This is a genomic window from Phreatobacter sp. (genome assembly GCF_016793595.1).
Lineage (GTDB): Bacteria > Pseudomonadota > Alphaproteobacteria > Rhizobiales > Phreatobacteraceae > Phreatobacter.
The window spans coordinates 135,922-159,155 of sequence record NZ_JAEULY010000029.1 but is presented as its reverse complement, the minus strand read 5'-3'; the positions used below and the strand labels follow the sequence as shown (position 1 = coordinate 159,155).

Genomic DNA, 23,234 nt, shown 5'->3' with positions numbered 1-23,234 from the left:
ATGATTCGGCTCAGCATCATAATGGCGACACGCAACTCAGCTCGCTATCTCTCGGAGGCGCTCGCCAGCATCGGGCCTTCGTGTGGAGCAAATATTGAAACCGAAGTCCTGCTAGCCGACGGCGGCTCATCCGACGAGACACTCACAATCGCAGCCAGCTATCCAGGACTGCGAATCATTTCGCGGGAGGACAGTGGCATCTATTGCGGCATGAACCGAGCCTTGGCGGCTGCAAGGGGCGACTATGCCATAATCCTTAACAGTGATGACCTGCTGTTGCCTTCGGCCATCGCAGATGCTTTGGACGTGATCGAGCAGGCACCGGATTGCAGCTTTGTTAGCGGCCAAGCGCTATTCGGCAGAGATGCAAGCAACGCCACCGTGCGGTCGCATGCCGGCGCCTTGTCTCTAGAAGGCGCGATGTTCGGTATTCCCGCGATCAATGCCAGAATCTTTCGCGTTGACGCCCTGCGCGAACTCGGTCCGATTCGCACCGATCTCGGACTGGCCGCCGACAGGGAGTGGATGGCGCGCTGGGTCCGCAACGGAAGGCGCGGGTGCGCGCTCTTCGCTCCGCTTTATCTCTATCGAATCCATGTCGGCTCGCACACGATTTCCGGCGACCAGACTGGAAAGCTGCGCGTCTATCGAGCGGAACTTGAGCTCGCAGAAGCGCTCATCGGAAGGGAGCCGACAGAGACCAATCTAAGAAAGCTGGCGCACGCCAACCGCGCTTTCGCGTTGCTGAGGCTGCAATGGAAGGATGCTTCAGCCGCCCGCTTCAGTGACATCTCCCTACTCGACCTGAGCCGGGGACTTATGCTCGCCTATCGGTGGCGCGGGAAGCTCTCAGGCTTTTAAGTCGGGCTGGCCCACCAGTCGCGCAGATGCACACGCAGGCGAGGTTTGAGAAAGAGGGACTTCGCCAGAGCCAAACAAAAATCGATATATCGACCCGAGGAATAGCGTGTCGAAGCTTTTTCGACGGCTAGATACGCAGCGAGGTTACGGCGCAGGACAGGCATTAGCTTGCCAGGGGCGTCCGAGACCACCCATTTGGCTTCCAGCTTTCCGATGGTTCGATCCAGTTTCTCCGGCGAGGGGCGCCTCCCTATGTGAACTCGCGACGCGATTCGCGGCAACACACGGATACTCCCCCCGGCGAGCGCCAACCTAAGAAACCAGTCCAGGTCTTCCAAGCGTTCCAGCGATTCGTCGAAGAACCCGATACGCTCGAACGCTTCCCTTGGAACGAGGGCGGTCGAGCCTGGTGCAAACCAGCAAGCGGAGGCGAAATCGGCAGGATCGGTGCTCTCGATCGGGACCCGATCCTTACTTTCGCCCGTTGCCATATCGACCTGCTTGAAGCCCGTCATCACGCAGGTTAAAGGATTCTGACGGACTGCCTTCTGCGCAAGCGCTAGCTGAGGCGCGAGCTTACCGGACAACCAAACATCGTCGGAATCGAGGAAAGCGATCCAGGGGGCCTTGGCTTCATGAACGCCACGGTTTCGAGCAGCTGCGGCGCCTGCGTTCCACTCTTGCCGTATGAGCCTGATTCGTGACTCCGCCGCCATCGCTTCAGACAGCGTGAAGGGATCAGGCGAGCCGTCATCTACCACAATCAGCTCAAAGTCGACGCCGGTCTGGGCCAACGCAGAGGCAATCGCTGCCTCACAAACAGCTTGGCGTTGAAAAACAGGAATGACGATCGAGACTTGTTTGTCCATCGATGGATGTCTTAACGAACCCTCGAATCCCGGGCCAGAGAGCCTTCTCCGTCGGTACCACGATCAAGGACCGTCGAGACCGCTGCAGGCTTTTCGGCCAACAAAACGACGCTCATGCGCGATTTGCGAGGAACCACTGGTACGTATGTGCGATGCCCTTCTTCAGCCCCATCCTCGGCGCCCACCCCAGCGCCCGCAGCCGGTCCGCGCTCATCAGCTTGCGCGGCGTTCCGTCCGGCTTGCTGGTGTCGTTGATAATCTCTCCTTTGAAGCCTACGACTTCACAGACGGTTTCGGCTAATTCTCGAATGGTCACATCCTCGCCGGAGCCGATGTTGACATGCTCATGCCCCGAATAGGTTTTGAGCAAGTGCACCAGCCCATCGGCACAATCGTCGACATGAAGAAACTCGCGGCGCGGCGTTCCCGTGCCCCAGATGGTAATCTGCTTATCGTCGCGCTGCTTGGCCTCATGCGCCTTGCGCAGCAGGGCCGGCATCACATGACTGGATTGAAGGTCGAAATTATCTTCTGGACCATAAAGGTTGGTGGGCATCGCTGAGATGAAATCGCAACCATACTGCTTGCGATAGGACTGGGCGAGCTTGAGGCCTGCAATCTTTGCGATCGCGTACCACTCGTTAGTCGACTCGAGAGGACCGGTCATCAGGGAAGCCTCTTGGATCGGCTGGGGCGCGAATTTTGGATAAATGCAGCTCGAGCCGAGGAAGAGGAGCTTGCCTACGCCCACCTGACGCGCCGCTTCGACAATATTCGCCTCGATCATCAGGTTCTGATAGAGGAAATCGGCGGGATAGGTGTCGTTGGCGAGGATGCCACCAACTTTTGCTGCCGCAACGATCACGACGTCGGGCTTGTTGCGGGCGAGCCAGCGTTCGGTGTGGTCCTGGCGCACGAGATCTACCTCACTACGCACGGCGGTCAAAATCTCGCAGGCCTCGCTGCGCAGCCTGCGCACCAATGCCGATCCCACCATGCCGCTGTGGCCCGCGATCCACACCCGCCTCCCCGCGAGACCAAAGGCAGCCCTTGGCACCATAGTTTCAGCGTGCATGCCGGTGGCCCTCCCGCTCGGCGAGCTTGAGGTCCGATGCAACCATCTCTTCGCACAGCTGATGCCATTTCGTCTGGTGCTTCCAGCCGAGCTTGGTCAAAGCCTTTGTGGGATCGCCGATGAGCAGATCGACCTCGGTCGGTCGGAAATAGCGTGGATCGACCTCGACCAACACATTGCCCGTTCTGGAGTCCACGCCTTTCTCGCCGATGCCGTTGCCATGCCAGACGATATCGATCCCGACCTGCCTGAAACCGTGCGTGACGAAGTCCCTTACCATCGTGGTCTCACCGGTGGCCAGAACATAGTCGTCAGGCTCCTCCTGCTGTAGCATCAGCCACATACCGCGAACATACTCGCGTGCGTGTCCCCAGTCGCGCCTGGCGTCGAGATTGCCGAGATACAGCCTCTCCTGATAGCCGAGATGGATCGCCGCGATCGCGCGCGTGATCTTGCGAGTGACAAAGGTCTCGCCACGCAGTGGGCTCTCATGGTTGAATAAAATGCCGTTCGAGGCATGTATGCCATAGGCCTCGCGGTAGTTCACAACGATCCAGTAAGCATACAGTTTGGCCGCCGCATATGGACTGCGGGGATAGAAGGGCGTGCCCTCTCGCTGGGGAACCTCCTGAACCTTGCCATAGAGTTCAGAGGTCGAGGCTTGGTAGAAACGCGTTTTCTTGGTCAAGCCGAGCAGACGAATCGCCTCTAGCAGGCGCAAGGTACCCATCGCGTCCGCATTGGCTGTGTATTCTGACGTCTCGAACGAAACCTGCACATGGCTCTGGGCCGCTAGATTGTATATTTCGTCGGGCTGAACCTCTTGGACGATGCGGATCAAATTTGTGGCATCCGTCATGTCGCCATAGTGCAGGATGAAACGCTGATCTTTCGCATGAGGGTCTTGATAGAGGTGCTCGATCCGGCTCGTATTAAAAGATGACGAGCGGCGTTTGATGCCGTGTACAGTATAGCCTTCGTTGAGCAAAAGGTCGGCGAGGAAAGCACCATCCTGCCCTGTCACGCCTGTGATCAGCGCAACTTTTCCAGAACCTGAACTGATCATGCTGCTCCTCAGTCGCTGTCCCGACGACGCCAACGCCGCGGGGTTGACCCGTCCGGAATTGATGATCCGCCGCGGGTGTTTTGGAGTATGCTATTCGGCTCGCTCGGACTAGGGCAAGGGAGAGCGAGGTTGAGGAATGCCCCGGACAAGTTGGTCAGCCACGAGGAAGCGGAAGTCCTCGCCGGTCACCACCACCGGATCGGCGAAGACGGCGGCGTCAGCGACGCGCCGGAGCGTCTCCTCGAAGGTCGAGCGCTCGCCGAGCAGCGGCAGGAACTGCTTGGGATAGGCCTCGCGCGAGGCGGGACAGAGCCTCGTTCCAGCGCCACCCGACAGGATGACAGGGACGATCCGCGACTTCTCGGCCATTGTAACCAAACCCTTCACGCTTCGTTCGGCATGTCCCGGCAAGCCCTATCCGCTCGCCCGGCCAGGCGCCACAATCTTCGCGATCCATGGTCAACGGGAATGGTTGCCGGGGTGCTCAACGCGCCGGCGGCACGCCGAGAAAAGGCCGGCTGAAGGCTTTCAGGCCGACTGCCGCCTGATGCGACGCCGCCAGCAGCACCAGATAGGCGGAAGCGTAGACCGTATTGGTCTGGTCGTGGCTGAACAGCAGGTTGGTCAGGCCGAAAAGACCGTAGCTGCCCGACAGGATCACCGCGAAGGCGATCCGGTCGCGCTGCCGCTCGTCCGGTGGCGACATGAGCGCGATGATGATCGGCGCGACCAGCAGCAGGAGGAGCGCGAGCAGGCCGACGAGGCCGCGCCCCACCGCCGTGGTCATGTATTCGTTGTGCAGGTGGCTGTAGGCCGGCAGGGTGAAGCCGGCCTGCCCTGCCCGTGCGCGAACCTCGTCCACGGAATTCTGGCTGCCGTAGCCGAGTAGCGGCCGTTCGAGGAAGGCTTCCAGCCCATAGGTCCACAGGATCACCCGATGCGCCGTCGCCGGATCGACATGGCGGGCCGGCTCGGCCGTCTCGAAACCCTGCCGGACCTGCGCGATCCGGTCGGGGATTTTCGCCAGCGTCCCGAACAGGCCGAGCGCCATCATGACCAATCCCAGCGCCAGCACCGCCCGCGCCGCGCGCCTGCGGATCAGCGGCCACAGGTGGACGCCGATCACCACGACGATCAGCGGCAGGGCGAGCAGCGCGCCGCGCGTCTGCGACAGGAGGCAGCCGCCGATGCCTGAGAGCGCAGCGAGGAAGGCGAACGCCCGCATCCGTGGCGACAGGCGCGCGAAGCCGACCATCGACAAGCCGGCCGCGAGGATCGCCGTATCGCCGAAGGGGATGGCGTTCGACATGCCCGCCGTCGCCCGCCAATGTCCGAAAACGAACATCTGGATAAGGGCATGACCGAAGGAGACGATGGCACCGGCGCGCAGGCCATTGAGGAACAGGTCGAGGACATCGACCTTCGGCGTCTGTACCAGCGCGCCGACCAGCATGGTCAGCACCAGATAGTGGAGCGCCGTACCGACATCCCGCCATCCCTCCAGCTTGTCGGGGAAGAACAGCGGCGAGACGACGGTCACCGCGAAATAGCCGAGCGTCGCGAGGCAGCCGAAGGCCGTGGTCGGCGGCCAGACCCATGTGAGGCGGCCGATCAGGAAGATCAGCCCAACATAGATGCAGGCCCCGAAATAGAAGAAGGTCGCGACGCTGCCGAAGGTGAGCGGCAGGAAACCGAGCACCGGCAGGTAGAGCCAGGCCGCGCGGTTCGGATCGTCGATGGTGGCGAGAAGCCATGCCCAGGCCGCAGCGAAAGGCGAGCGTCCGGGCGGCTGAGCGTCGGCAATTGGGGGTCCAGGGGACATAAGATAAGCAAATCTTAAGTTGCGCAAGATCGATGACTACCTCCCTGCCCGATAGCAATAACCATGTCCAGCCGGCCGCTGCCGGCAACTCCGATCGGGTAAGAGAGCGATTTTTCGGGGAGAGCAGCCGCCGCCACCGAGACCCCAAAACGCGTGAGCCCAAGCGATTCAACTCACTGTGCCCCCCCCAGCGGAGGACTGATTAGCTCGAAGGGGCAGCAGCTGCGAGCACCGACACTCCCGTCGAACGCCATCACGCTGACGCAATGGTGCAACACGTTGGACTGACCGGGGAGAACCGCCGCGACCGAGAGAATGATCTGGCATCCTCAACAGCAACGCCGAGAGCATGACAATGACTCCACCCAGGAGCTCGTCTGAAGGGAGCCGCATCCTTGTCACGGGCGGAGCTGGCTTCATTGGTTCGGCGGTTTGTCGATACCTCATCGGCGCAGGCGGAGCGGTGCTGAACCTCGACAAACTAACCTATGCCGGCAACCTCAACTCGCTACGCCCGATCGAAAATTCACGCCACTATTGGTTCGCGCAGGTCGACATCTGTGACCGCGCCGCGGTGGCCGAGGCTTTCGACGGCTTTCGGCCCGACCGGGTCATCCATCTCGCGGCGGAGAGCCATGTCGACCGCTCGATCAGTGCGGCCAGCGACTTCATCGACACAAATATCGTCGGCACCTTCGTCATGCTGGAGGCGGCGCGCACCTATTGGTCCTCTATTGCGACGGAACGCATGGAAGCCTTCCGCTTCCTGCATGTCTCCACCGACGAGGTCTATGGCTCGCTTGGGCCGAACGGCCTGTTCACCGAGGAGACGGCCTACGACCCGTCATCGCCCTATTCGTCCTCCAAGGCGGCGGCCGACCATCTCGTCTCGGCCTGGGCGCGCACCTACGGCTTTCCGGGGCTGATCTCGAATTGCTCGAACAATTACGGGCCGTTCCATTTCCCCGAGAAGCTGGTCCCGCTGGTCATCCTCAACGCGCTGCACGGCAAACCGCTGCCGGTCTATGGTAAGGGTGAGAACGTCCGGGACTGGCTCTACGTCGACGACCACGCCCGCGCTCTCGACATGATCGCGGCGAACGGGCGGATCGGCGAGAAATACAATGTCGGCGGCCGCAGCGAGCGGCGCAACATCGACGTGGTGCGCACCATCTGCGCCATTCTCGACCGGCTGAGGCCGCAAGCGGCCCCGCACGAGCAGCTGATCACTTTCGTCACCGACCGTCCCGGCCACGACCTGCGCTACGCGATCGACGCGACCAAGCTGGAAACCGAGCTCGGCTGGCGCGCCGAGGAGACCTTCGAGACCGGCATCGAGAAGACGGTGCGCTGGTATCTCGACAATGAATGGTGGTGGCGGCCCCTGCGCGACAAGGTCTATGCCGGCGAGCGGCTGGGCCTGCCCGTGGCGACGGTGAGCTGACATGCGGCTGGTCGTGACCGGATTGACCGGACAGGTCGTCTCCGCGCTGGTGGAACTGGGCGCGGACTGCGCCGATCTCGTGGTGCTGCCGGTGGGCCGGCCGCAGCTCGATCTGGCGGAACCTACCGACGTTGAGGGCGTGCTGCGCGGCCTGAGGCCCGACGCCGTGGTCAGCGCCGCCGCCTATACCGCCGTCGATAGGGCCGAGACCGAGAGCGATCTCGCCATGCAGGTCAACGGTACGGGTGCGGGCGCGGTCGCCGCGACCGCCGCAGCGCTCGGCGTGCCGGTCCTGCATCTGTCGACCGACTACGTCTTCGACGGCGCCAACCCCGCGCCCTATGTCGAGACCGATCCGGTGGCGCCGATGAGCGCCTATGGCCGCTCCAAGCTCGCCGGGGAACGGGCCATGGCCGCCGCCCACCCGGACCATGCGATCCTCCGGACCTCGTGGGTCTATGCCGCCGAGGGCAAGAATTTCCTCCGGACCATGCTGCGGCTCGCGGCCGACCGCCCCGAGGTCTCGGTGGTCGCCGACCAGCAGGGCGCGCCGAGCTATGCGCCTGATATCGCCGTGGCGGTGGTGCAGGTCGCGCGGAACTTACTTGCTGAGTCGACACGCCACAACCTGCGCGGCGTCTTTCACATGAGCGGCGGCGGCGAGACGACCTGGGCCGGCTTCGCCGAGGAGATATTCCGCCAGTCGGCGGCGCGCGGCGGCCCTACGGCCACGGTCAGGCCGATCTCCACGGCCGATTATCCAACCCCCGCGGCAAGGCCGGCCAATTCCCGGCTGGATTGTACAAAACTGAAGGCGGCCCACGCCGTCGCCCTGCCCGAGTGGCGCGAGGCGCTCGCCCGTTGCATGGACAGGCTGAAGGAACAGGGAGCCTTGACCCGATGAAGGGGATCATCCTCGCCGGAGGCAGCGGCACTCGGCTGCATCCAATCACCCTCGCCGTGTCAAAGCAGCTCGTGCCGGTCTACGACAAACCCATGATTTACTATCCCCTGTCTGCCCTGATGCTGGCAGGGATACGAGACATCCTCATTATCTCGACACCCGGCGATCTGCCGATGTTTCGGCGACTGCTCAAGGACGGGCGACAATGGGGTCTGCGCTTTGAATTTGCCGAACAGCAAAGACCCGATGGACTGGCACAAGCCTTCATCATCGGCGAAGACTTCATCGAAAATGAGCCTGCGACATTGATCCTCGGCGACAACATCTACTACGGCGCCGGCCTAGGCGAGCTGCTCATGAGCAGGATCGCGCGGCGAAAAGGAGCGACTGTTTTTGCCTATCAGGTCGAGGATCCCCAGCGCTACGGCGTTATCGCATTTGACCGAGCCAACCGGGCCGTCTCGATCGAGGAAAAGCCCCCAAGACCGCGATCCAACTGGGCGGTGACGGGTCTGTATATGTACGATAACGATGTCGTTTCCATCGCGAAGGCTCTTAAGCCCTCTAAACGTGGCGAGCTGGAGATTACCGACGTGAACCGCGCTTATCTGGAGCGCGGAGAATTGGACGTGCAACGACTAGGCCGGGGTTATGCTTGGCTTGACACGGGAACACCAGATTCTCTCGCCGATGCTTCCAATTTTGTGCGCACGGTCGAGCGGCGGCAGGGGCTCAGCATTTGCTGCCCCGAGGAAATCGCATTCAAAAAGGGGTTCATCGACGCGGCGCAGCTGCGTGATCTCGCCGGATCGCTGGGCAAGAGCCGCTATGGCGCCTATCTGGAGCGCGTGCTCGAGGAGGGCCTCCACGCCTCCATGTCGGGAGACGAGGTCAGATGAAAATCGAACCGCTGGCGATCGACGGTCTCCTTGTGATCGAGCCGGCACGCATCCCGGACGGACGTGGCTTTTTCTCCGAGATCTTCCGCACCGACCGCTTCGAGGCAACGGCCGGCCCCTTCGCTTTCGTGCAAGACAACCAATCGCTCTCGGCCGCCCGCGGCACGATCCGCGGACTGCACTACCAGAAAGCGCCGCGGGCGCAGGGCAAGCTGATCCGCGTCGTCCGCGGCGCGATCCTCGACGTCGCCGTCGATATCCGCCAGGGCTCGCCGACCTTCGGCAAGCACGTTGCGATGGAGCTCTCGGCCGAGAACTGGCGCCAGATCTGGGTGCCGCCCGGCTTCTTGCACGGCTTCTGCACGCTCCGCGATAACACCGAGGTCATCTACAAGGTCACCGACTATTACAGTCGCGAGCACGATGCCGGCGTGCGCTGGAACGACCCGGACATCGGCGTGGAATGGCCTGTGGCGGAGTTAGAGGCGACGCTCTCTGACAAGGATCGCACCGCCCCGCTGCTCCGTGAGATCGCCGCGGAGGCGGGATAGGCCGCGGCCCGCCGCGGTAACCGACGGAAAGACAAAGTGATTTAAGCCGCCGGGCCGAACTGCCTATGGGTTCGCCCTAGATTTTTGCCGGCGCGCCGATGATTCGCGGCACCTACCGTTGCCGGCCAGGCCCCAAGGCAGACCCGCTCGATGACCCAATCCGCCCCGCTCGCCCCGATCCCGTTCATCGACCTTGGCGCCCAGCGCCGCCGGATCGGCGCGGCCATGGACGAGGCCGTGCTGCGCGTCGTCGACCACGGCGCCTATGTCATGGGTCCCGAAGTGCCGGCACTGGAAAAGGCGCTCGGCGCATTCTGCGGCGCGAGCCATGTCGTCACCTGCGCCAGCGGCACCGACGCGCTGCTGCTGATCCTCATGGCCAAGGGCGTCAAGGCGGGCGATGCCGTGTTCTGCCCGGCCTTCACCTTTGCGGCGACCGCCTCTGTCATCGTCCGGCTCGGCGCGACGCCGGTCTTCTTCGACGTTCATGCCGAGACCTTCAACACTGATCCGCGCTCGCTGGAGCTTGCCGTCGCCAAGGCGCGCGAACTCGGCTTGAAGCCCGCGGGCGTCATTCCGGTCGACCTGTTCGGCCAGGCCGCCGACTACGACGCCATCGAGCCGATCGCGGCCGCCAACGGCCTCTGGGTGCTGTCGGATGCCGCCCAGTCCTTCGGCGGCAGTTACAAGGACCGCAAGATCGGCACCATCGGCATGGCGACTGCGACATCGTTCTTCCCCGCCAAGCCGCTCGGCTGCTACGGCGACGGCGGCGCGATCTTCACCGAGGACGCCGAACTCGCCGCCGTCCTCCGCTCGCTGCGCATCCACGGCCAGAACGTCGAGGACAAATACGACAACCAGCGCGTCGGGCTCACCGGCCGGCTCGACACGATCCAGGCGGCGGTGCTGCTGGAGAAGCTGAAGATCTTCGAGGACGAGATCGCCGCCCGCAACCGCGTCGCCGCGCGCTACAACGAGGCGCTGGGCGACCTTGTCGACGTGCCGGTGGTGCGGGACGGCCTCGTCTCCGCCTGGGCTCAGTACACGATCCTGCTGCGCGGCCGCGACCGTACCGAATTCGCCAACCGCCTGAAGGCCAAGGGCGTCCCGACCGCCATCTACTATCCGCGCCCGCTGAACCGGCAGACGGCCTACCGGGACTATCCGATCGCCGGCAACGGGTTGCCGGTTTCCGACCGCCTCGCGGAGGAGGTCATCAGCCTGCCGATGCATCCCTATATCGACGAGACGCTGCAGGACCGGATCATCGACAGCGTCCGCGCGAGCCTTTCCTGAGGCAGGACGCTTGCGGGCGCGCCGGCGCCCGGCTAGTGGCGGATGATCGGCCTCAATCGGGAGCGTCGCCATCCCCGCCTCTTCCGCCATCGCCGTCGTCGCGGCCCTGCTCGCATGGGGACTGATCGGACGGATGCTGCCCTGGCTCGGCCGGGTCGCCGCGGCCGTTCCCGACGCCCGTTCCTCGCATGCAAGCCCGACCCCTCAAGGCGGCGGCATCGGAGCCGTGGCGGCAATGCTGGCAACGGGCCTGCCGGCGCTTTACCTGTCGGGCGCCTTCAGCCTTCCGCCCCTCGCCTGCTGCGCGGGCCTTGCCGCGCTCTGCGCGCTGGGCTTTGCCGATGACCGCCGCCCGCTCGGCTGGCGCTCGAAACTGGTTGCGCAGGCTCTCACGGCGGCAGCTGTCGCGGCGTTCATGCCGCCCGGCGCCTTCGCGCCGCTCCCCGCTCCCGTCGCATGGGTCCTGTCGGCGATGGTCCTGCTGGTGACGGTCAATCTCGTCAATTTCATCGACGGCATCGACGAGATCACCGTCGCCCATGCGGCGCCCGCCTTCGCGGCGGCCACCGCCGTCGCATCGGCCGGGGGGTTGGCGCTGGCGGCGGGGCCGCTCGCCGCCGCCGGCCTCGGCGCGACCCTCGGCTTCTGGCTGTGGAACCGGCATCCCGCCAGGGTCTTTCTCGGCGATTCCGGCAGCCTGCCGCTCGGCCTGCTGCTCGGCTGGCTGGCGCTGGCGCTGGCGGCGGCAGGCCACGCGGCGGCGGCCGTTCTGATCCTGCTCTATCCGCTCGTCGATGGCGGCCTGACGCTCATCCGCCGCCTGATGCGCGGCGAGAACCTCGCCCGCCCTCACCGCGACCATGCCTACCAGCGGGCCGTCGATACAGGCGTGCCGATGCGGCGGGTGGCGATCACCGTCGGCCTGATCTCGACGGGCAATGCCCTGCTGGCCCTGGCGACGGTCCTTTGGGCCAGCCGCGCGGGCGGCATCGGCGCGCTGACCCTCGGCGCGGCCTGGACCCTCATCCCGATCCTCGTCTGGCTGCGGCGCGAGAGGGCGCGGCCATGAAAGTGCTGGTGACGGGAGCGAGCGGCTTCGTCGGCGCGGCCGTGGCGCGCTATCTCGCCAGCGCCGGACATCAGGTTCGCGGCGCGGCCCGCGATCCCGCGCGGCTGGCCGCGAGCGGCCCTGTCGAAGCCGTGCGGCTGCCGGAGCTCGCCCATGCCTTCGATGCGGGCGCGCTCATGAACGGCATCGAGGCCGTCGTCCACGCGGCGGGCCTCGCCCATCAGCCTCGCGGCCACGACGAGCCCATGCTGATGCGCGTCAATGCGCTGGCGACCGGCGAACTGGCGCGCGCCGCCGTGTCGGCGGGCGTGCGGACCTTCATCCTGGTCTCGTCGATCCGCGCGATATCCGGGCCGTCATCGGCCGCGCCGCTGGCCGAGGATGCGCCTGCCGCGCCGACGGACGCCTATGGTCGCTCGAAACTCGCCGGCGAACGGGCCGTCCGCGCGGCCCTTCCCGAGGCGATCATCCTTCGGCCGCCAGCCGTGCATGGCGCGGGAGCGCGCGGCAATCTCGGGCGGCTCGCCGCCCTCGCGAGATCCGGCCTGCCCTTGCCGCTCCGTGGCCTCACGGGCCGCCACTCCCTTGTCTCCGACGTCAATCTCGCTTCCGCGGTCGCACATCTCGCCGAGGATGCGGGCGCGGCCGGCGGCACGTTTCACGTCGATGACGGCACCCCGCTGAGCCTCGCCGACATTGTCGGCGCCATGCGCGTGGCGCTCGGCCGCGATCCCCGGATCGTCGCCGCGCCGCGCCTGTTGCAGGCCGCGCTGGCCGGCGCGCGCGCGGCGCAGATTCGTGACGGACTGTCGGTGTCGTCCGATCGCCTGCGCGCCCGTGGCTGGGTGCCGCCGGAAACCTCCGCGGCGGGCCTCGCCCGCCTCGCCCGCAACTAGACGGCAGCAGCCAGCCGCCTGTCGTCCGGTCAGGACGAGATGGTCCCGCTCCCCGGCGAAAGCTAGACTCGCTTGTAGTCGTCCTCGGAGCGCACGATGTCGTCCTCGCCGAGATAGCTGCCGGACTGCACCTCGATCAGCTCGAGCTGGATCTTGCCCTCGTTGGTGAGACGGTGCCAGGCGCCGAGCGGGATATAGGCGCTCTCGTTCTCGCGCACGATCGTCGCCTTGCCATCGACCTCGACGGTCGCCGTGCCCTTGACGACGATCCAGTGTTCGGCGCGGTGGAAATGCTTCTGCAGCGACAGGCGCGCGCCCGGCTTGACCACGATGCGCTTCACCTGGAAGCGCTCGCCGCGATCGACGCTCTCGTAGGAGCCCCAGGGACGCAGCACCTGCCGGTGCTCGTCGGCGAGGCGGCGCGTCTCGGGCAGGCTGCGCAGGTCGGCGACGAGGCCCTTCAGCTCGGCTGCGACAGAGCGCTTCGCCACGAGCACGGCATCCTTGGTGGCGACGACAGCGACATCGTCGAGGCCGATCACGGCGGTATGGATGTCGTCGCTCGCGACATAGGAATTGCGGGTGCCGGAGAGCGACACGGCGCCGCGCACGGCATTGCCAGCCTCATCCTTGTCCGCCATGTCCCAGAGTGCTTCCCAGGAACCGAGGTCCGACCAGGCATAGTCGGCCTCGATCACGGCGGCGCGGTCGGTGCGCTCCATGACCGCATAGTCGACCGATTTCGCCGGGGATGCCGCGAAAGCCTCGCGGTCGATGCGTTCGAAAGTGACGTTGCCGGCCTTGTCGACGGCGATCGAGCCCGCCACGGCCTTGGCGGCGGCGGCGATTGCCGGCTCGAAACGGGCGAGTTCGGCGAGGAACACGTCGGCGCGGAACAGGAAGTTTCCGGAATTCCAGAGATAGCCTTCGCCGAGGAAGGCCCTGGCACGGTCCTCGTCCGGCTTCTCGACGAAGGCGGCAACCATGCGCACGCGCCCGTCCATCATGTCGCCCGGGCGGATGTAGCCGTAGCCGGTGGCGGGGTGGGTCGGCCTGATGCCGAACGTGACCAGCGCGCCGGCTTCGGCAGCGGCAAGGCCCGCCTGCGCGGTCGCCGCGAAGGCGGCGGCATCGGAGACAAGATGGTCGGCGGCGAGCACCAGCATCACCGCGTCCGGATCGGCGGCGGCGATCAATTCGGCGGCAACCGCGATGGCGGGTCCGGAATCGCGGCGCATCGGCTCCAGCACGATCCGGCCGGCCGTGCCCGCGCGCGCGAGCTGGTCGGCGACGAGGAAGCGGAAATCCTCGCCCGTCACCACCACCGGATCGGCGAAGACGTCCGGATCGGCGACACGCCTGAGCGTCTCCTCGAAGGTCGAGCGCTCGCCGAGCAGCGGCAGGAACTGCTTCGGATAAGCCTCGCGCGAGGCGGGCCAGAGCCTCGTTCCGGCGCCGCCCGACAGGATCACAGGGACGATCCGCGACTTCTCGGCCATTGTAACCAAACCCTTCACGCTTCGTTCGGCATGCCTCGGCAAGCCCTAGCTCCTCGCATTGCAGCGCGCCACTGACTTCGCCCTGCATGGTCAACGGGAATGGTTGCCAGCGTCACACCCCGCGGGCCGGCGGCACGCCGAGAAAGGGCCGCCGGAACGTCGTCAGCCCAACCGCGGCCTGATGCGAGGCCACCAGCAGAACCAGATAGGCCGACGCATAGACCGTGTTGGTCTGGTCGTGGCTGAACAGCAGGTTGGTGAGGCCGAACAGGCCGTAGCTGCCCGACAGGATCACGGCGAAGGCGATACGATCGCGCTGCCGCTCGTCCGGCGGCGAGCCGAGAGCGATGATGACAGGGGCGGCCAGCAGCAGCAGCAGGGCGAGAAGGCCGACGAGGCCGCGCCCGACCGCCGTGGTCACGTATTCGTTGTGAAGGTGACTGTAGGCCGGGAGGGGGAAGCCGGCGCGGGCCGCGCGCTCGCGCACCTCGTCGACGGAGTTCTGACTGCCGTAGCCCAGCAGTGGCCGGTCGAGGAAGGCGTCGAGGCCGTAGGTCCAGAGGATCACGCGATGCGCCGTCGCCGGGTCGCGGTGGCGCGCCGGCTCGGCGGTCTCGATCCCCTGTCGCACCTGTGCGATCCGATCGGGAATCTTGGCGAGGGTACCGAACAGGCCGAGCGCCATCATGACGAGCCCGAGCGCCAGCGCGGCGCGCGCCGCCCGCCTGCGGATCAGCGGCCACAGATGCACGCCGACGACCACGACGATCAGCGGCAGGGCGAGCAGAGCGCCGCGCGTCTGCGACAACAGGCAGCCTCCGATGCCGGAAAGCGCGGCGAGAAAGGCGAAGGTCCGCATGCGTGGCGACAGCCGCGCGAAACCGACCATCGACAGGCCGGCGGCAAGGATCGCCGTGTCGCCGAAGGGGATGGCGTTGGCCATGCCGGCCGTCGCGCGCGGATGGCCGAAGACGAAGACCTGGATGAGCGCATGGCCGAACGAGACGATGGCGCCGGCACGCAGGCCGTTGAGGAACAGATCAAAGACATCGACCTTCGGCGTCTGGACCAGTGCGCCGACCAGCATGGTCAGCGCCAGGTAGTGGAACGCCGTGCCGACGTCGCGCCAGCCATCGACCTTGTCGGGAAAGAACAGCGGAGAGACGATGGTCACCGCGAAATAGCCGAGCGTCGCGAGACAGCCAAAGGCCGTCGTCGGCGGCCAGACCCATGTCAGACGCCGCCCGAGAAAGATCAGCCCGACATAGATGCAGGCGCCGAAATAGAAGAAGGTCGCGACGCTGCCGAAGGTCAGCGGCAGGAAGGCAAGCACCGGCAGATAGAGCCAGGCGGCGCGGTTCGGGTCGTCGATGGTGGCCCACAGCCACGCCCATGCCGCACCGAGCGGCGAGCGACCGGGGGGCGGAGCGTCGGGAGCCGGCAGATCGGCGGCCGTCATGGCGTCCCGCAGTCCCCAACCTAACGTTGCAGGCCCATCGATGCCGTGAGTCCGCCGTCCATGGCAATGGTCGCGCCGGTCAGATAGCCCGCCAGCGGCGACATCAGATAGGCGACGAGCGCGCCGATCTCCTCGGGTCGCGCGAAGCGGCCCGCCGGAATCTGGCTCTCCATCTTGTCGCGATAGTCGGCATATTTCGCCATCATGTCGGTATCGACGAAGCCGGGAGCGACGACGTTGACGGCCACGCCGCGCTTGGCGCTCTCGATGGCGAGCGTCCGGCAGTAGGCGGCGAGCGCCGCCTTGGACGCGCCATAGGCGGCATTGCCCTGATTGGAGCGCTCGGCGGTCACCGAGCCGATGGCGACGATACGCCCGGTTCGCGCCCGCATCATCGGCCGCACGGCGGCGTTCACGAGGCGGGTAAAGGCGAAGAAGTTCACCTGCATGACGGCTTCGGCCTTGGCCTGATCCATCACAGCGGCCAGCTGGTCGTAGGGCTGTCCGGCATTGTGGACGAGGCCATAGAGCGCCTCGCCCTGCTCCAGCTCGGCGCAGAAGGCGTCCACGGCCGCCTTGTCGGCGAGGTCGAGCGTCGCGACCGCGACATCCCGGCCGGGATGGGCGGCCTTCAGCTCGGTCGCCAGCGCTTCCGCCGCTTCGCCGGAGGAGCGCACCGTGAAGGTGACGTCGTGGCCGGCCTCGACCAGCGCGCGGACGATGGCCGCGCCCATGCCCTTGGCGCCGGCGGTGACGAGAACGCGTCCCATCAGGCCGGCTCCGCCGCGAGCACGAGGCAGACGTTCTGGCCGCCGAAACCGAAGGAATTGGAGATGGCGCGGGTCACCTTGGCCTCGCGGGCCTTGTTCGGCACCAGATCCATCTTGATCGCCGGATCGGCTTCGGTGTGGTTGATCGTCGGCGGAATGACGCCGCGGCCAATGGTCATCAGCGTGAACACTGCCTCGATGGCGCCGGCCGCCGACAGCGTATGGCCGATCATCGACTTGTTGGAGGACACCGCGACATTGGCGAGATGATCGCCGAACACGGCGGCGAGCCCGACATATTCCATCTTGTCGTTCTCGGGCGTCGAGGTGCCGTGGGCGTTGACGTACTGAACATCGGCGGGCGTCACGCCGGCATCGTCAAGCGCGTTCCGGATGCAGCCGATGATCGGCGCGCCGTCCGGGCTGGACCGCGTGCGGTGGAATGAATCCGCCATCTCGCCGCAGCCCTCGACAACGCCGAGAATGGTCGCGCCGCGCGCCTTGGCGTGGTCGTAGGATTCGAGCACCAGCGCCCCCGCCCCTTCCGCCATGACGAAACCGTCGCGGTCCTTGGAGAAGGGCCGCGCGGCGGCGGTCGGGTCGCCGTTGCGCGTCGACAGCGCCGAGAGCAGCGAGAACCGCACCAGCGATTCCTGGTTGGCCGAGCCGTCCGCGCCGATGACGAGCGCCGCATCGGTCTCGCCGCGCCGGATCGCCTCGACGGCGAGCTGGATGGCGGTGGCGCCGGTGGCGCAGGCGGTGGAGATCGAGATCGGCGCGCCCCTGGTGCCGAAGCGGTCGGACAGTTCGTCGCCGACCGAGCCGAACAGGAAGCGCTTCTGCATGGCGCCGAAATCCCTGGCGGCCGCGCCCTTCAGGATGTCGGCATAGGTGATGTCGGCGGCCTTGCCCGAAGCGCGGGCAAGATCCTGCCGCTGCGGCCATTCGAGCTCCACCGGCGGCATGCCGAGGAACAGGGGACCGGGGAAGCCGCCAGCCTCGCCGATGCCGGCCTCGGCCACGGCCTCGTCGCCCGCCAGCGCCGCCATCTTGGTGGTCAGGTCGGGCGCATTGTCGAAGGGCACGAAATCGACCGTTCCGGCAATGGTCGTGCGCAGGCCATCGATGGGGAAACGCGAAATCGTGTGGATGCCGGACTGGCCGGCGGTGAGCTTCGCCCAGTTCTCGTCCTTGCCCTGACCGAGAGAGGTCACGACGCCCATGCCGGTGACGACCACAACGGGCCGGCCGTGCCTGTCCTTCATCGAAGCCACCACGTCCTCCCTCAGATCGCTTCCACGAGGCCCATGCCCTCGCCGCGCCAGTGGCCGACCGAGGTGACCACCGCCTGCTTGACCTTGCGGGTCATCGCCGCTTCGGCGCCAGAACCGCCGACCGGCGGGATGGCCGCGCCACGCTGGACCATCATCGCAGCCAACGCGACATTGGCCGGGAAAGCCGCCTCGACGCTGTGGCCGATGACCGAACCGGTCGCGCGCGTCGGCACGCGGCGCTGGTCGAGCAGGTCGCGCTCGATGGCGACCGCATCCGTGACACCCGTCGCCCCGGAAACGACCACCGTCGCGCCGGGAATGAGGCTCGGCGAAATCTCGTTCCACTGCACCGCCATGGTGTGCTCGGCCTTGCCGTCCTTGCGGATGGTGCGGTCGGAGGAAACCTTGGCCAGCTTCGCGATGGGCTTCGCGCCGCGCTTTTCGGCGTGCTCGCGCGCCTCGATGACGAGGAAGGCGCCGACGGAACCGAGAATTGCGCCGCCGCCGTCCTTGGCGCGCTCCCAGACCGGTGCCCATTCCTTCGTCCAGTTCATATGGCCGAGCTCGAAATGCAGGATCGTGTCGGGCCGCTCCGCCGAATAGGCGCCGCCGACGAGGAAGATGTCGCCCTGAGACGCGTGGCAGCGGGCGAGCGCGACGCGCACCGCGTCGACGCCTGCCATTTCCTCGCCCATGAAGGTGCGCGAGGAACCGACGACGCCGTGGACGATGGAAATGTTGCCGGCGAGCAGATTGGAGAGCTGGGCGAGGAACAGCGTCGGCCGGAGGTCGTTCATCAGCCGCTCGTTGAGGAACTTGGCCGGCTCGTTGGAGGCCTCGAGCCCCGACAGGAGCTGACCGTCCACCACATAGTCGCGCTCGCCGCCGCCCGCCGCGACGATCATGTGCATGCTCTTCAGGACGTCGTCGTTGCCCTTCACGCCGGCATCGTCGAGGGCGAGGCCGGCCGCATAGGTGCCGAGGCGCTGCCAGGCCTCCATCTGCCGGCGGTCACCGCGGTCGGGAATCTGCTTCGCCACGTCGATGGCGACGGCCGGGTGGAGCTGATAGGGCGAATAGGTCGCGGTATCGAGCTTCAGCCAGTCCTCACGGCCGCCATTGAACGCGGCCCAATGGGCGTCCAGCCCCTCGCCAAGCGCGGAGACGAGGCCGATCCCCGTGATCCAGGCTTCCCTCTCGGGGCGGGGCTTTTCGTGCGCCATCGGGATTGTTCCTGCGGATTCTTAAAGGCGGCGGGAGCCCGGACATAACGACCGACCGGCGGAAGGGCAAGATCGGCCGGGTGAACCGCAAGGCCGCGCCGCCTCAAAGACTAACCCACAATGGTTTGAGATGCCGCTTTCGTCTTGCCCGGGCTTGTCCCAGCCATGACAACAAGGGAGCGCCTCCGCGCCCTGCACGCCGGCTCAGGCCGCGGCCAGCTTCTCGAAGGGGAATTCCAGGCGCTCGCCCCATTCGCGGATCATCTGCGCGAATTTCGGGTCCGGGAAGGTCTTCACGGCGAAGCGGATCTCCGCCTCGGCCACCTTCTTGCCCTCGCGGGTGATGTGCGCCTTGGTGACGGCATAGCCCGAGCCGTCGCCGATCAGATGCGCATGGACCTGGAGCGGGGTCGAGGGCGGCACGAAATCACGCATCTTCGCCGAATTGGCCCCGGTGAGGAACGGCATGGCGGTGAGCCCGTTCAGGCCGAGGATCAGCCAGCCGGAGGTCTGCGCCATGGCCTCGATCATCAGGACGCCCGGCAGCAGCGGGTAGCCGGGAAAATGGCCCTCGAAGACCGGGCTTTCCGCCGGCACGTCGGCGGCGGCCGTCAGGGTCTTCGCCTCCGCGTCGAAGGAAATGACGCGGGTGATCATCTGGAAATATTCGAGCCGCATGGGAGGCGGGTCTCCCGCGCTGGAGATCGGAGAGGATGGCGGGCCCGCGCTCGGCCGGCCCGCGACAGGGATCAGGTTGCGCCCAAAATCAGGCGGCGCCCAAAATCAGGCGGCGCCCCAAATTAGGCGGCGCCCTTGGCGGCGACCAGCTCGTCGATCTTCGCGCAGAGCGCGCCGAGCACGAAATAGTCCTCGGTCTTCGCCTTGCCCTCGTTGACCTCCTGCGTCCACTTCTCCAGCGGCAGCTTGATGCCGAACGCCTTGTCGATGGCGAAGGCGATGTCGAGGAAGTCGAGCGAATCGATGCCGAGATCGTCGATCGCGTGGCTCTCGGGCGTGATCTTCTCCAGCGGAATGTCGCAGGTCTCGGAGATGATCTTCGAGACGGTTTCGAAAGTGGACGACATGGCTCTGAAGTCTCCGTGCGGGCGGCGCGACTATGTCGCGCCGTGCAAACTCGCGTAGCGCAAAGGGGCACGTTCGCCCGCAAGGGGCGTCCGGTATAGTTGCTGCTGCTATAGAGGACGAGGCCTGCCGCTTCAACCCTTCCGGGGCCGGAACTAGAACCGGCGGCGGCGGCCCCGAAGCACGTCCTCCTCCTCGCGCGGCGATGGCGGGGCGGTCGAGAACAGCAGGACCAGGAACGGGCCGAACTCGAAGGAGGCGTAGCCGTTGTCGCGCGGCATCGCCGTGTTGCGGCTATATTCGGCGCGCAGGCCGACCGCGAGATTGCGCGCCACGAGCCGCGCCCAGCTGGCATTGAGGGTGACAATCCGGTCGCGCCGGCCGTCCTCGTAGCTGCGAAAGTCGACGTAGGCACCGAGGCGGAACCATCCCGGCAGGTCGCCGATCCGCCCGCTCAGATCGACACCCGGCGAAACCTGCTGGAACCGCAGCTCCGGCAGCGCGGAGACCCGCCGGAACAGCTCGACCGACGGGCTGACCCACCAGCGGTCCGCGCCGAGCGAGAAACCGGCGAAGTCGACGCCGGCGCTGCCGCCATATTCCTGCGCATGGCCGATCAATGGGCCGAAAGTCGCGTAGAAGCCGGTGCCCCTGCTGGCGAAAGCCGTGAATGTGACCGGGCCGACGCTGCGCGCGATTCCAACGGTCGCCCAGACCACGTCGGTATTGTCGCCCTGCTCCGCGCCTCGCCCGTAACGCTCGCTGCGCGCCTGCAGGGCCAGCCCGTAGTCGAAGACGGGTCCGAACGAGCCACGCGCCGACAGGCTCGGGATCAGGACCAGCGAATGCACGCCTGTCGATAGCGACGGGACAACGGCGAAAGCGGCCTGCAGGCGCGGCGGCTTCGGCGGCCATGACGGATCGCTGTCGATCTCGCGGAAGGGCGGAATGGCGGGCGCGCTGCCCATGGCCCAGACGGGCGCGACCGGCAGCAGCGCCGCGAGGGCGATCCCGGCCACCTGCATTCTGCGCGCCAGCCGTCGCAAGCCGAGCTCCCTGCCCGATCCACCGGGCCAAAGGTTACGCCCGCACCGGAAAGGCGGTCAAACGCCGGCCCGCTTCGGTTGACGTTGCGCGCGCCGCGCTTTAGGCAGCGCCACTCCATGTCATACGGGCGCCTGCTGCCCTTGTTCGGGCTCCGTCGCCCCGAAAGGACCGTTCCATGCGCGCTCTCCGCCTCCACGGCGACCGTGACCTCCGCATCGAGGAGATCGAGGATGCCCCCGCCCCCGGTGCCGGCGAGGTCCGGATCAGGATCGCCGCCGTCGCGCTGAACCACATCGACGTGTGGGGCTATCGCGGCATGGCCTTCGCCAAGCGCAAGATGCCGCTGGTCGTCGGGGCCGAGGCCTCGGGCACGATCGAGAGCGTCGGCGCTGATGTCACTGCGTTCAAGGCCGGCGACAAGGTGGCGATGTTCGGCGCCAAGACCTGCGGAACCTGCCAGTTCTGCAAGGCGGGGCAGGACAACCTCTGCACCGACGTGCAGGGCATTATGGGCTTCCACATCGACGGATTCGCCTGCGAATATGTGACCATGGAGGCGCGCCACGTCGTCCCCGTCCCGGCTTCCGTCTCGCTACGCGACGCCGCCACCGCCCCGATCACCTTCTCCACCGTCGAGCACATGCTGATCGACAATTGCCGCCTCCAGCCCGGCGAGACCGTGCTGGTGCAGGCCGGCGGCTCGGGCATCGGCACCATCGCCATCAAGCTGGCGAAGTCGCTCGGCTGCACCGTCATCACCACGGTCGGCGACGACGACAAGGCGGCAAAGGCCCTCGCCATCGGCGCCGATCACGCCATCAATTACCGCACCGAGCGGTTCGAGGGCGTCGTGCGCAAGATCACGAAGAAGAAGGGCGTCGACGTCGCCTTCGAGCATACCGGCGCGGACACGTTCAACCAGTCGCTGTTCTGCCTCCGGCGCGGTGGCCGCCTCGCCACCTGCGGCGCGACCTCAGGCGCGACCATCACCTTCAACCTGATGCAGCTGTTCCAGCAGCAGTACAAGATCTTCGGCTCGTTCGGCGCGCCGATCCGCGCGATCGCCGACGGCCTGAAGCGGATCGAGGCGGGCGTCGCCCCGGTCATCGACACCGAGCTGCCGCTCGCCCGCTTTTCCGAGGCTCTCGACAGGCTGGAAAGCCGCAAGGTCTTCGGCAAGATCCTCGTTCATATCTGAGGGCGACCGCCTTGGTCCGCTGGATCCGCCACAACATCCCCTGGGCGATGCTGCCGCTCGACTGGCTTGTCGGCATGCTCGTGCTTGGCGCCATGAAGGCGATCCGCTCGCTCGGCCCCGACCGCGCCAGCGACCTCGGCGGCCGCATCCTGCCCGCCATCGCACCGCTGATCTCGGCCAACCGGACCGGCTACAACAACCTGAAGGCGGCCTTCCCGGAGAAATCCGAGGAGGAGATCCGCGCGATTCTGAAGGGCGTGTGGGAGAATCTCGGCCGCACGGCCTTCGAATATGCCTGTATGGACGATCTCTGGGACTACGACCCCGCCCGTCCGAACGAGGGCCGCATCATCACCGAGGACGTGCCGCTGTTCGAGCGTCTGCGCGACGACGGCAAGCCGGCCATCTTCTTCGCCGCCCATCTCGCCAACTGGGAGATGCCGGCGGTTGCCGCCGCCGCCCACGGCCTCGACATGACGGCGCTCTACCGCATGCCCAACAACCGCTTCGTCGCCCGCGCCATCCAGCGCATCCGCGGCAAAACCATGGGCAAGATGGTGGCGTCAGGCGGCGCAGGCGTTCTCCAGCTTGCCCGCGAACTCGAAAAATCCGCCCATGTCGGCATGCTGATCGACCAGCATCTCCATCGCGGCGTCGACGTCACCTTCTTCGGCCGCCCGGCCAAGGCCAACCCGACCGCCGCGCGCCTCGCCCGCGAGTTCGACTGCCCGGTCCACGGCGCGCGCGTCATCCGCCTGCCCGGCAACCGCTTCCGGCTGGAGGCGACGGAAGAACTGAACCTGCCGCGCGACGGCGAAGGCCGCATCGACGTGAAGGCCTCGATGCAGATGATGACCGACATCGTCGAGGGTTGGGTGCGCGAGCATCCCGAACAGTGGCTCTGGCTGCACCGGCGCTGGCGCTGA

The 23,234-nt window shown here is 66.3% G+C and carries 22 protein-coding genes and 1 pseudogene; 10 read left to right on the top strand and 13 right to left on the bottom strand.

Features of this window, described 5'->3' with window-relative positions; translation table 11 throughout:
* Window positions 1–861 carry a glycosyltransferase gene (locus JNK84_RS23035; protein ID WP_293428559.1) on the top strand — a complete coding sequence of 287 codons (861 nt, stop codon included), beginning with the start codon at window positions 1–3 and terminating at the stop codon, window positions 859–861.
* On the opposite strand, the gene JNK84_RS23030 is transcribed toward JNK84_RS23035, so the two are convergent.
* The 5 genes and pseudogenes from JNK84_RS23030 to JNK84_RS23010 all read right to left on the bottom strand — a co-directional run bounded on the left by JNK84_RS23030 (window position 858) and on the right by JNK84_RS23010 (window position 5,693).
* Window positions 858–1,730 (bottom strand): glycosyltransferase family 2 protein, encoded by an 873-nt coding sequence (locus JNK84_RS23030; RefSeq protein WP_293428558.1) that lies wholly within the window; start codon window positions 1,728–1,730, stop codon window positions 858–860. The genes JNK84_RS23035 and JNK84_RS23030 overlap by 4 nt on opposite strands.
* A gap of 112 nt (window positions 1,731–1,842) precedes the next feature.
* On the bottom strand, window positions 1,843–2,805 hold the full coding sequence (fcl, locus tag JNK84_RS23025; RefSeq protein WP_293428557.1) for a GDP-L-fucose synthase: 963 nt from the start codon (window positions 2,803–2,805) through the stop codon (window positions 1,843–1,845).
* Window positions 2,795–3,871: a GDP-mannose 4,6-dehydratase gene (gmd, locus tag JNK84_RS23020; protein WP_293428556.1), complete on the bottom strand. Its 1,077-nt coding sequence runs from the start codon at window positions 3,869–3,871 to the stop codon at window positions 2,795–2,797. Before gmd ends, fcl begins: the two co-directional genes overlap by 11 nt.
* Window positions 3,872–4,018: 147 nt before the next feature.
* Window positions 4,019–4,240 (bottom strand): annotated as a pseudogene (locus tag JNK84_RS23015) (sugar phosphate nucleotidyltransferase); the annotation flags it as partial.
* A gap of 115 nt (window positions 4,241–4,355) precedes the next feature.
* On the bottom strand, window positions 4,356–5,693 hold the full coding sequence (locus JNK84_RS23010; protein ID WP_293428555.1) for an O-antigen ligase family protein: 1,338 nt from the start codon (window positions 5,691–5,693) through the stop codon (window positions 4,356–4,358).
* Between the two features lie 355 nt (window positions 5,694–6,048).
* Between JNK84_RS23010 and rfbB the strand changes: the two genes are divergently transcribed.
* The 7 genes from rfbB (at window position 6,049) to JNK84_RS22975 (ending at window position 12,755) form a co-directional block, all read left to right on the top strand.
* Complete coding sequence (gene rfbB, locus JNK84_RS23005) at window positions 6,049–7,137, top strand: dTDP-glucose 4,6-dehydratase (RefSeq protein WP_293428554.1); 1,089 nt, start codon at window positions 6,049–6,051, stop codon at window positions 7,135–7,137.
* Window position 7,138: 1 nt separating this feature from the next.
* Window positions 7,139–8,041, top strand: coding sequence for a dTDP-4-dehydrorhamnose reductase (rfbD, locus tag JNK84_RS23000; RefSeq protein WP_293428553.1), 903 nt, complete (start codon window positions 7,139–7,141; stop codon window positions 8,039–8,041).
* Window positions 8,038–8,940, top strand: coding sequence for a glucose-1-phosphate thymidylyltransferase RfbA (gene rfbA, locus JNK84_RS22995; protein WP_293428552.1), 903 nt, complete (start codon window positions 8,038–8,040; stop codon window positions 8,938–8,940). Before rfbD ends, rfbA begins: the two co-directional genes overlap by 4 nt.
* Window positions 8,937–9,491 (top strand): dTDP-4-dehydrorhamnose 3,5-epimerase, encoded by a 555-nt coding sequence (gene rfbC, locus JNK84_RS22990; RefSeq protein WP_293428551.1) that lies wholly within the window; start codon window positions 8,937–8,939, stop codon window positions 9,489–9,491. The genes rfbA and rfbC overlap by 4 nt, the downstream gene beginning before the upstream one ends.
* Window positions 9,492–9,641: 150 nt before the next feature.
* The gene (locus JNK84_RS22985; protein WP_293428550.1) at window positions 9,642–10,790 is read left to right on the top strand and encodes a DegT/DnrJ/EryC1/StrS family aminotransferase; all 1,149 of its coding nucleotides are present in this window, start codon (window positions 9,642–9,644) and stop codon (window positions 10,788–10,790) included.
* 133 nt (window positions 10,791–10,923) lie between these two features.
* On the top strand, window positions 10,924–11,859 hold the full coding sequence (locus JNK84_RS22980) for a glycosyl transferase (protein WP_293428549.1): 936 nt from the start codon (window positions 10,924–10,926) through the stop codon (window positions 11,857–11,859).
* A complete protein-coding gene (locus JNK84_RS22975; protein ID WP_293428548.1) occupies window positions 11,856–12,755 on the top strand; it encodes an NAD-dependent epimerase/dehydratase family protein in 900 nt (299 codons plus the stop codon). Before JNK84_RS22980 ends, JNK84_RS22975 begins: the two co-directional genes overlap by 4 nt.
* Before the next feature lie 62 nt (window positions 12,756–12,817).
* Here the strand turns inward: JNK84_RS22975 and JNK84_RS22970 are convergent, their stop codons facing one another.
* The 8 genes from JNK84_RS22970 to JNK84_RS22935 form a co-directional block, all read right to left on the bottom strand.
* Window positions 12,818–14,254: a mannose-1-phosphate guanylyltransferase/mannose-6-phosphate isomerase gene (locus tag JNK84_RS22970; protein ID WP_293428547.1), complete on the bottom strand. Its 1,437-nt coding sequence runs from the start codon at window positions 14,252–14,254 to the stop codon at window positions 12,818–12,820.
* A gap of 112 nt (window positions 14,255–14,366) precedes the next feature.
* Window positions 14,367–15,713 (bottom strand): O-antigen ligase family protein, encoded by a 1,347-nt coding sequence (locus tag JNK84_RS22965; RefSeq protein WP_293428546.1) that lies wholly within the window; start codon window positions 15,711–15,713, stop codon window positions 14,367–14,369.
* Window positions 15,714–15,733: 20 nt separating this feature from the next.
* Window positions 15,734–16,483 carry an SDR family oxidoreductase gene (locus JNK84_RS22960; RefSeq protein WP_293428545.1) on the bottom strand — a complete coding sequence of 250 codons (750 nt, stop codon included), beginning with the start codon at window positions 16,481–16,483 and terminating at the stop codon, window positions 15,734–15,736.
* Complete coding sequence (locus JNK84_RS22955; protein ID WP_293428642.1) at window positions 16,483–17,748, bottom strand: beta-ketoacyl-ACP synthase; 1,266 nt, start codon at window positions 17,746–17,748, stop codon at window positions 16,483–16,485. The genes JNK84_RS22960 and JNK84_RS22955 overlap by 1 nt, the downstream gene beginning before the upstream one ends.
* 20 nt (window positions 17,749–17,768) lie before the next feature.
* On the bottom strand, window positions 17,769–18,980 hold the full coding sequence (locus JNK84_RS22950) for a beta-ketoacyl-ACP synthase (RefSeq protein ID WP_293428544.1): 1,212 nt from the start codon (window positions 18,978–18,980) through the stop codon (window positions 17,769–17,771).
* Window positions 18,981–19,184: 204 nt separating this feature from the next.
* Window positions 19,185–19,658 carry a 3-hydroxyacyl-ACP dehydratase FabZ family protein gene (locus tag JNK84_RS22945; protein WP_293428543.1) on the bottom strand — a complete coding sequence of 158 codons (474 nt, stop codon included), beginning with the start codon at window positions 19,656–19,658 and terminating at the stop codon, window positions 19,185–19,187.
* Between the two features lie 122 nt (window positions 19,659–19,780).
* The gene (locus JNK84_RS22940) at window positions 19,781–20,065 is read right to left on the bottom strand and encodes an acyl carrier protein (protein WP_293428542.1); all 285 of its coding nucleotides are present in this window, start codon (window positions 20,063–20,065) and stop codon (window positions 19,781–19,783) included.
* A 153-nt stretch (window positions 20,066–20,218) separates the two neighbouring features.
* Window positions 20,219–21,082, bottom strand: coding sequence for a hypothetical protein (locus JNK84_RS22935; protein ID WP_293428541.1), 864 nt, complete (start codon window positions 21,080–21,082; stop codon window positions 20,219–20,221).
* 203 nt (window positions 21,083–21,285) lie between these two features.
* Between JNK84_RS22935 and JNK84_RS22930 the strand changes: the two genes are divergently transcribed.
* Window positions 21,286–22,308 carry a zinc-binding dehydrogenase gene (locus JNK84_RS22930; RefSeq protein WP_293428540.1) on the top strand — a complete coding sequence of 341 codons (1,023 nt, stop codon included), beginning with the start codon at window positions 21,286–21,288 and terminating at the stop codon, window positions 22,306–22,308.
* Between the two features lie 11 nt (window positions 22,309–22,319).
* Window positions 22,320–23,234, top strand: a complete 915-nt coding sequence (locus JNK84_RS22925; RefSeq protein ID WP_293428539.1) for a lipid A biosynthesis lauroyl acyltransferase — start codon at window positions 22,320–22,322, stop codon at window positions 23,232–23,234.

What these genes read in the sequence shown, in the direction of transcription:
- JNK84_RS22955 (WP_293428642.1), bottom strand. Translation starts at nt 17,748, where the DNA reads ATGAAGGACAGGCACGGCCGGCCCGTTGTGGTCGTCACCGGCATGGGC.
- JNK84_RS22985 (WP_293428550.1), top strand. Translation starts at nt 9,642, where the DNA reads ATGACCCAATCCGCCCCGCTCGCCCCGATCCCGTTCATCGACCTTGGC.
- JNK84_RS22960 (WP_293428545.1), bottom strand. Translation starts at nt 16,483, where the DNA reads ATGGGACGCGTTCTCGTCACCGCCGGCGCCAAGGGCATGGGCGCGGCC.
- rfbA (WP_293428552.1), top strand. Translation starts at nt 8,038, where the DNA reads ATGAAGGGGATCATCCTCGCCGGAGGCAGCGGCACTCGGCTGCATCCA.
- JNK84_RS23010 (WP_293428555.1), bottom strand. Translation starts at nt 5,693, where the DNA reads ATGTCCCCTGGACCCCCAATTGCCGACGCTCAGCCGCCCGGACGCTCG.
- JNK84_RS23035 (WP_293428559.1), top strand. Translation starts at nt 1, where the DNA reads ATGATTCGGCTCAGCATCATAATGGCGACACGCAACTCAGCTCGCTAT.
- JNK84_RS23030 (WP_293428558.1), bottom strand. Translation starts at nt 1,730, where the DNA reads ATGGACAAACAAGTCTCGATCGTCATTCCTGTTTTTCAACGCCAAGCT.
- rfbB (WP_293428554.1), top strand. Translation starts at nt 6,049, where the DNA reads ATGACTCCACCCAGGAGCTCGTCTGAAGGGAGCCGCATCCTTGTCACG.
- JNK84_RS22975 (WP_293428548.1), top strand. Translation starts at nt 11,856, where the DNA reads ATGAAAGTGCTGGTGACGGGAGCGAGCGGCTTCGTCGGCGCGGCCGTG.
- JNK84_RS22950 (WP_293428544.1), bottom strand. Translation starts at nt 18,980, where the DNA reads ATGGCGCACGAAAAGCCCCGCCCCGAGAGGGAAGCCTGGATCACGGGG.
- JNK84_RS22930 (WP_293428540.1), top strand. Translation starts at nt 21,286, where the DNA reads ATGCGCGCTCTCCGCCTCCACGGCGACCGTGACCTCCGCATCGAGGAG.
- gmd (WP_293428556.1), bottom strand. Translation starts at nt 3,871, where the DNA reads ATGATCAGTTCAGGTTCTGGAAAAGTTGCGCTGATCACAGGCGTGACA.
- JNK84_RS22945 (WP_293428543.1), bottom strand. Translation starts at nt 19,658, where the DNA reads ATGCGGCTCGAATATTTCCAGATGATCACCCGCGTCATTTCCTTCGAC.
- rfbC (WP_293428551.1), top strand. Translation starts at nt 8,937, where the DNA reads ATGAAAATCGAACCGCTGGCGATCGACGGTCTCCTTGTGATCGAGCCG.
- JNK84_RS22970 (WP_293428547.1), bottom strand. Translation starts at nt 14,254, where the DNA reads ATGGCCGAGAAGTCGCGGATCGTCCCTGTGATCCTGTCGGGCGGCGCC.
- JNK84_RS22940 (WP_293428542.1), bottom strand. Translation starts at nt 20,065, where the DNA reads ATGTCGTCCACTTTCGAAACCGTCTCGAAGATCATCTCCGAGACCTGC.
- fcl (WP_293428557.1), bottom strand. Translation starts at nt 2,805, where the DNA reads ATGCACGCTGAAACTATGGTGCCAAGGGCTGCCTTTGGTCTCGCGGGG.
- JNK84_RS22980 (WP_293428549.1), top strand. Translation starts at nt 10,924, where the DNA reads ATGCTGCCCTGGCTCGGCCGGGTCGCCGCGGCCGTTCCCGACGCCCGT.
- JNK84_RS22965 (WP_293428546.1), bottom strand. Translation starts at nt 15,713, where the DNA reads ATGACGGCCGCCGATCTGCCGGCTCCCGACGCTCCGCCCCCCGGTCGC.
- rfbD (WP_293428553.1), top strand. Translation starts at nt 7,139, where the DNA reads ATGCGGCTGGTCGTGACCGGATTGACCGGACAGGTCGTCTCCGCGCTG.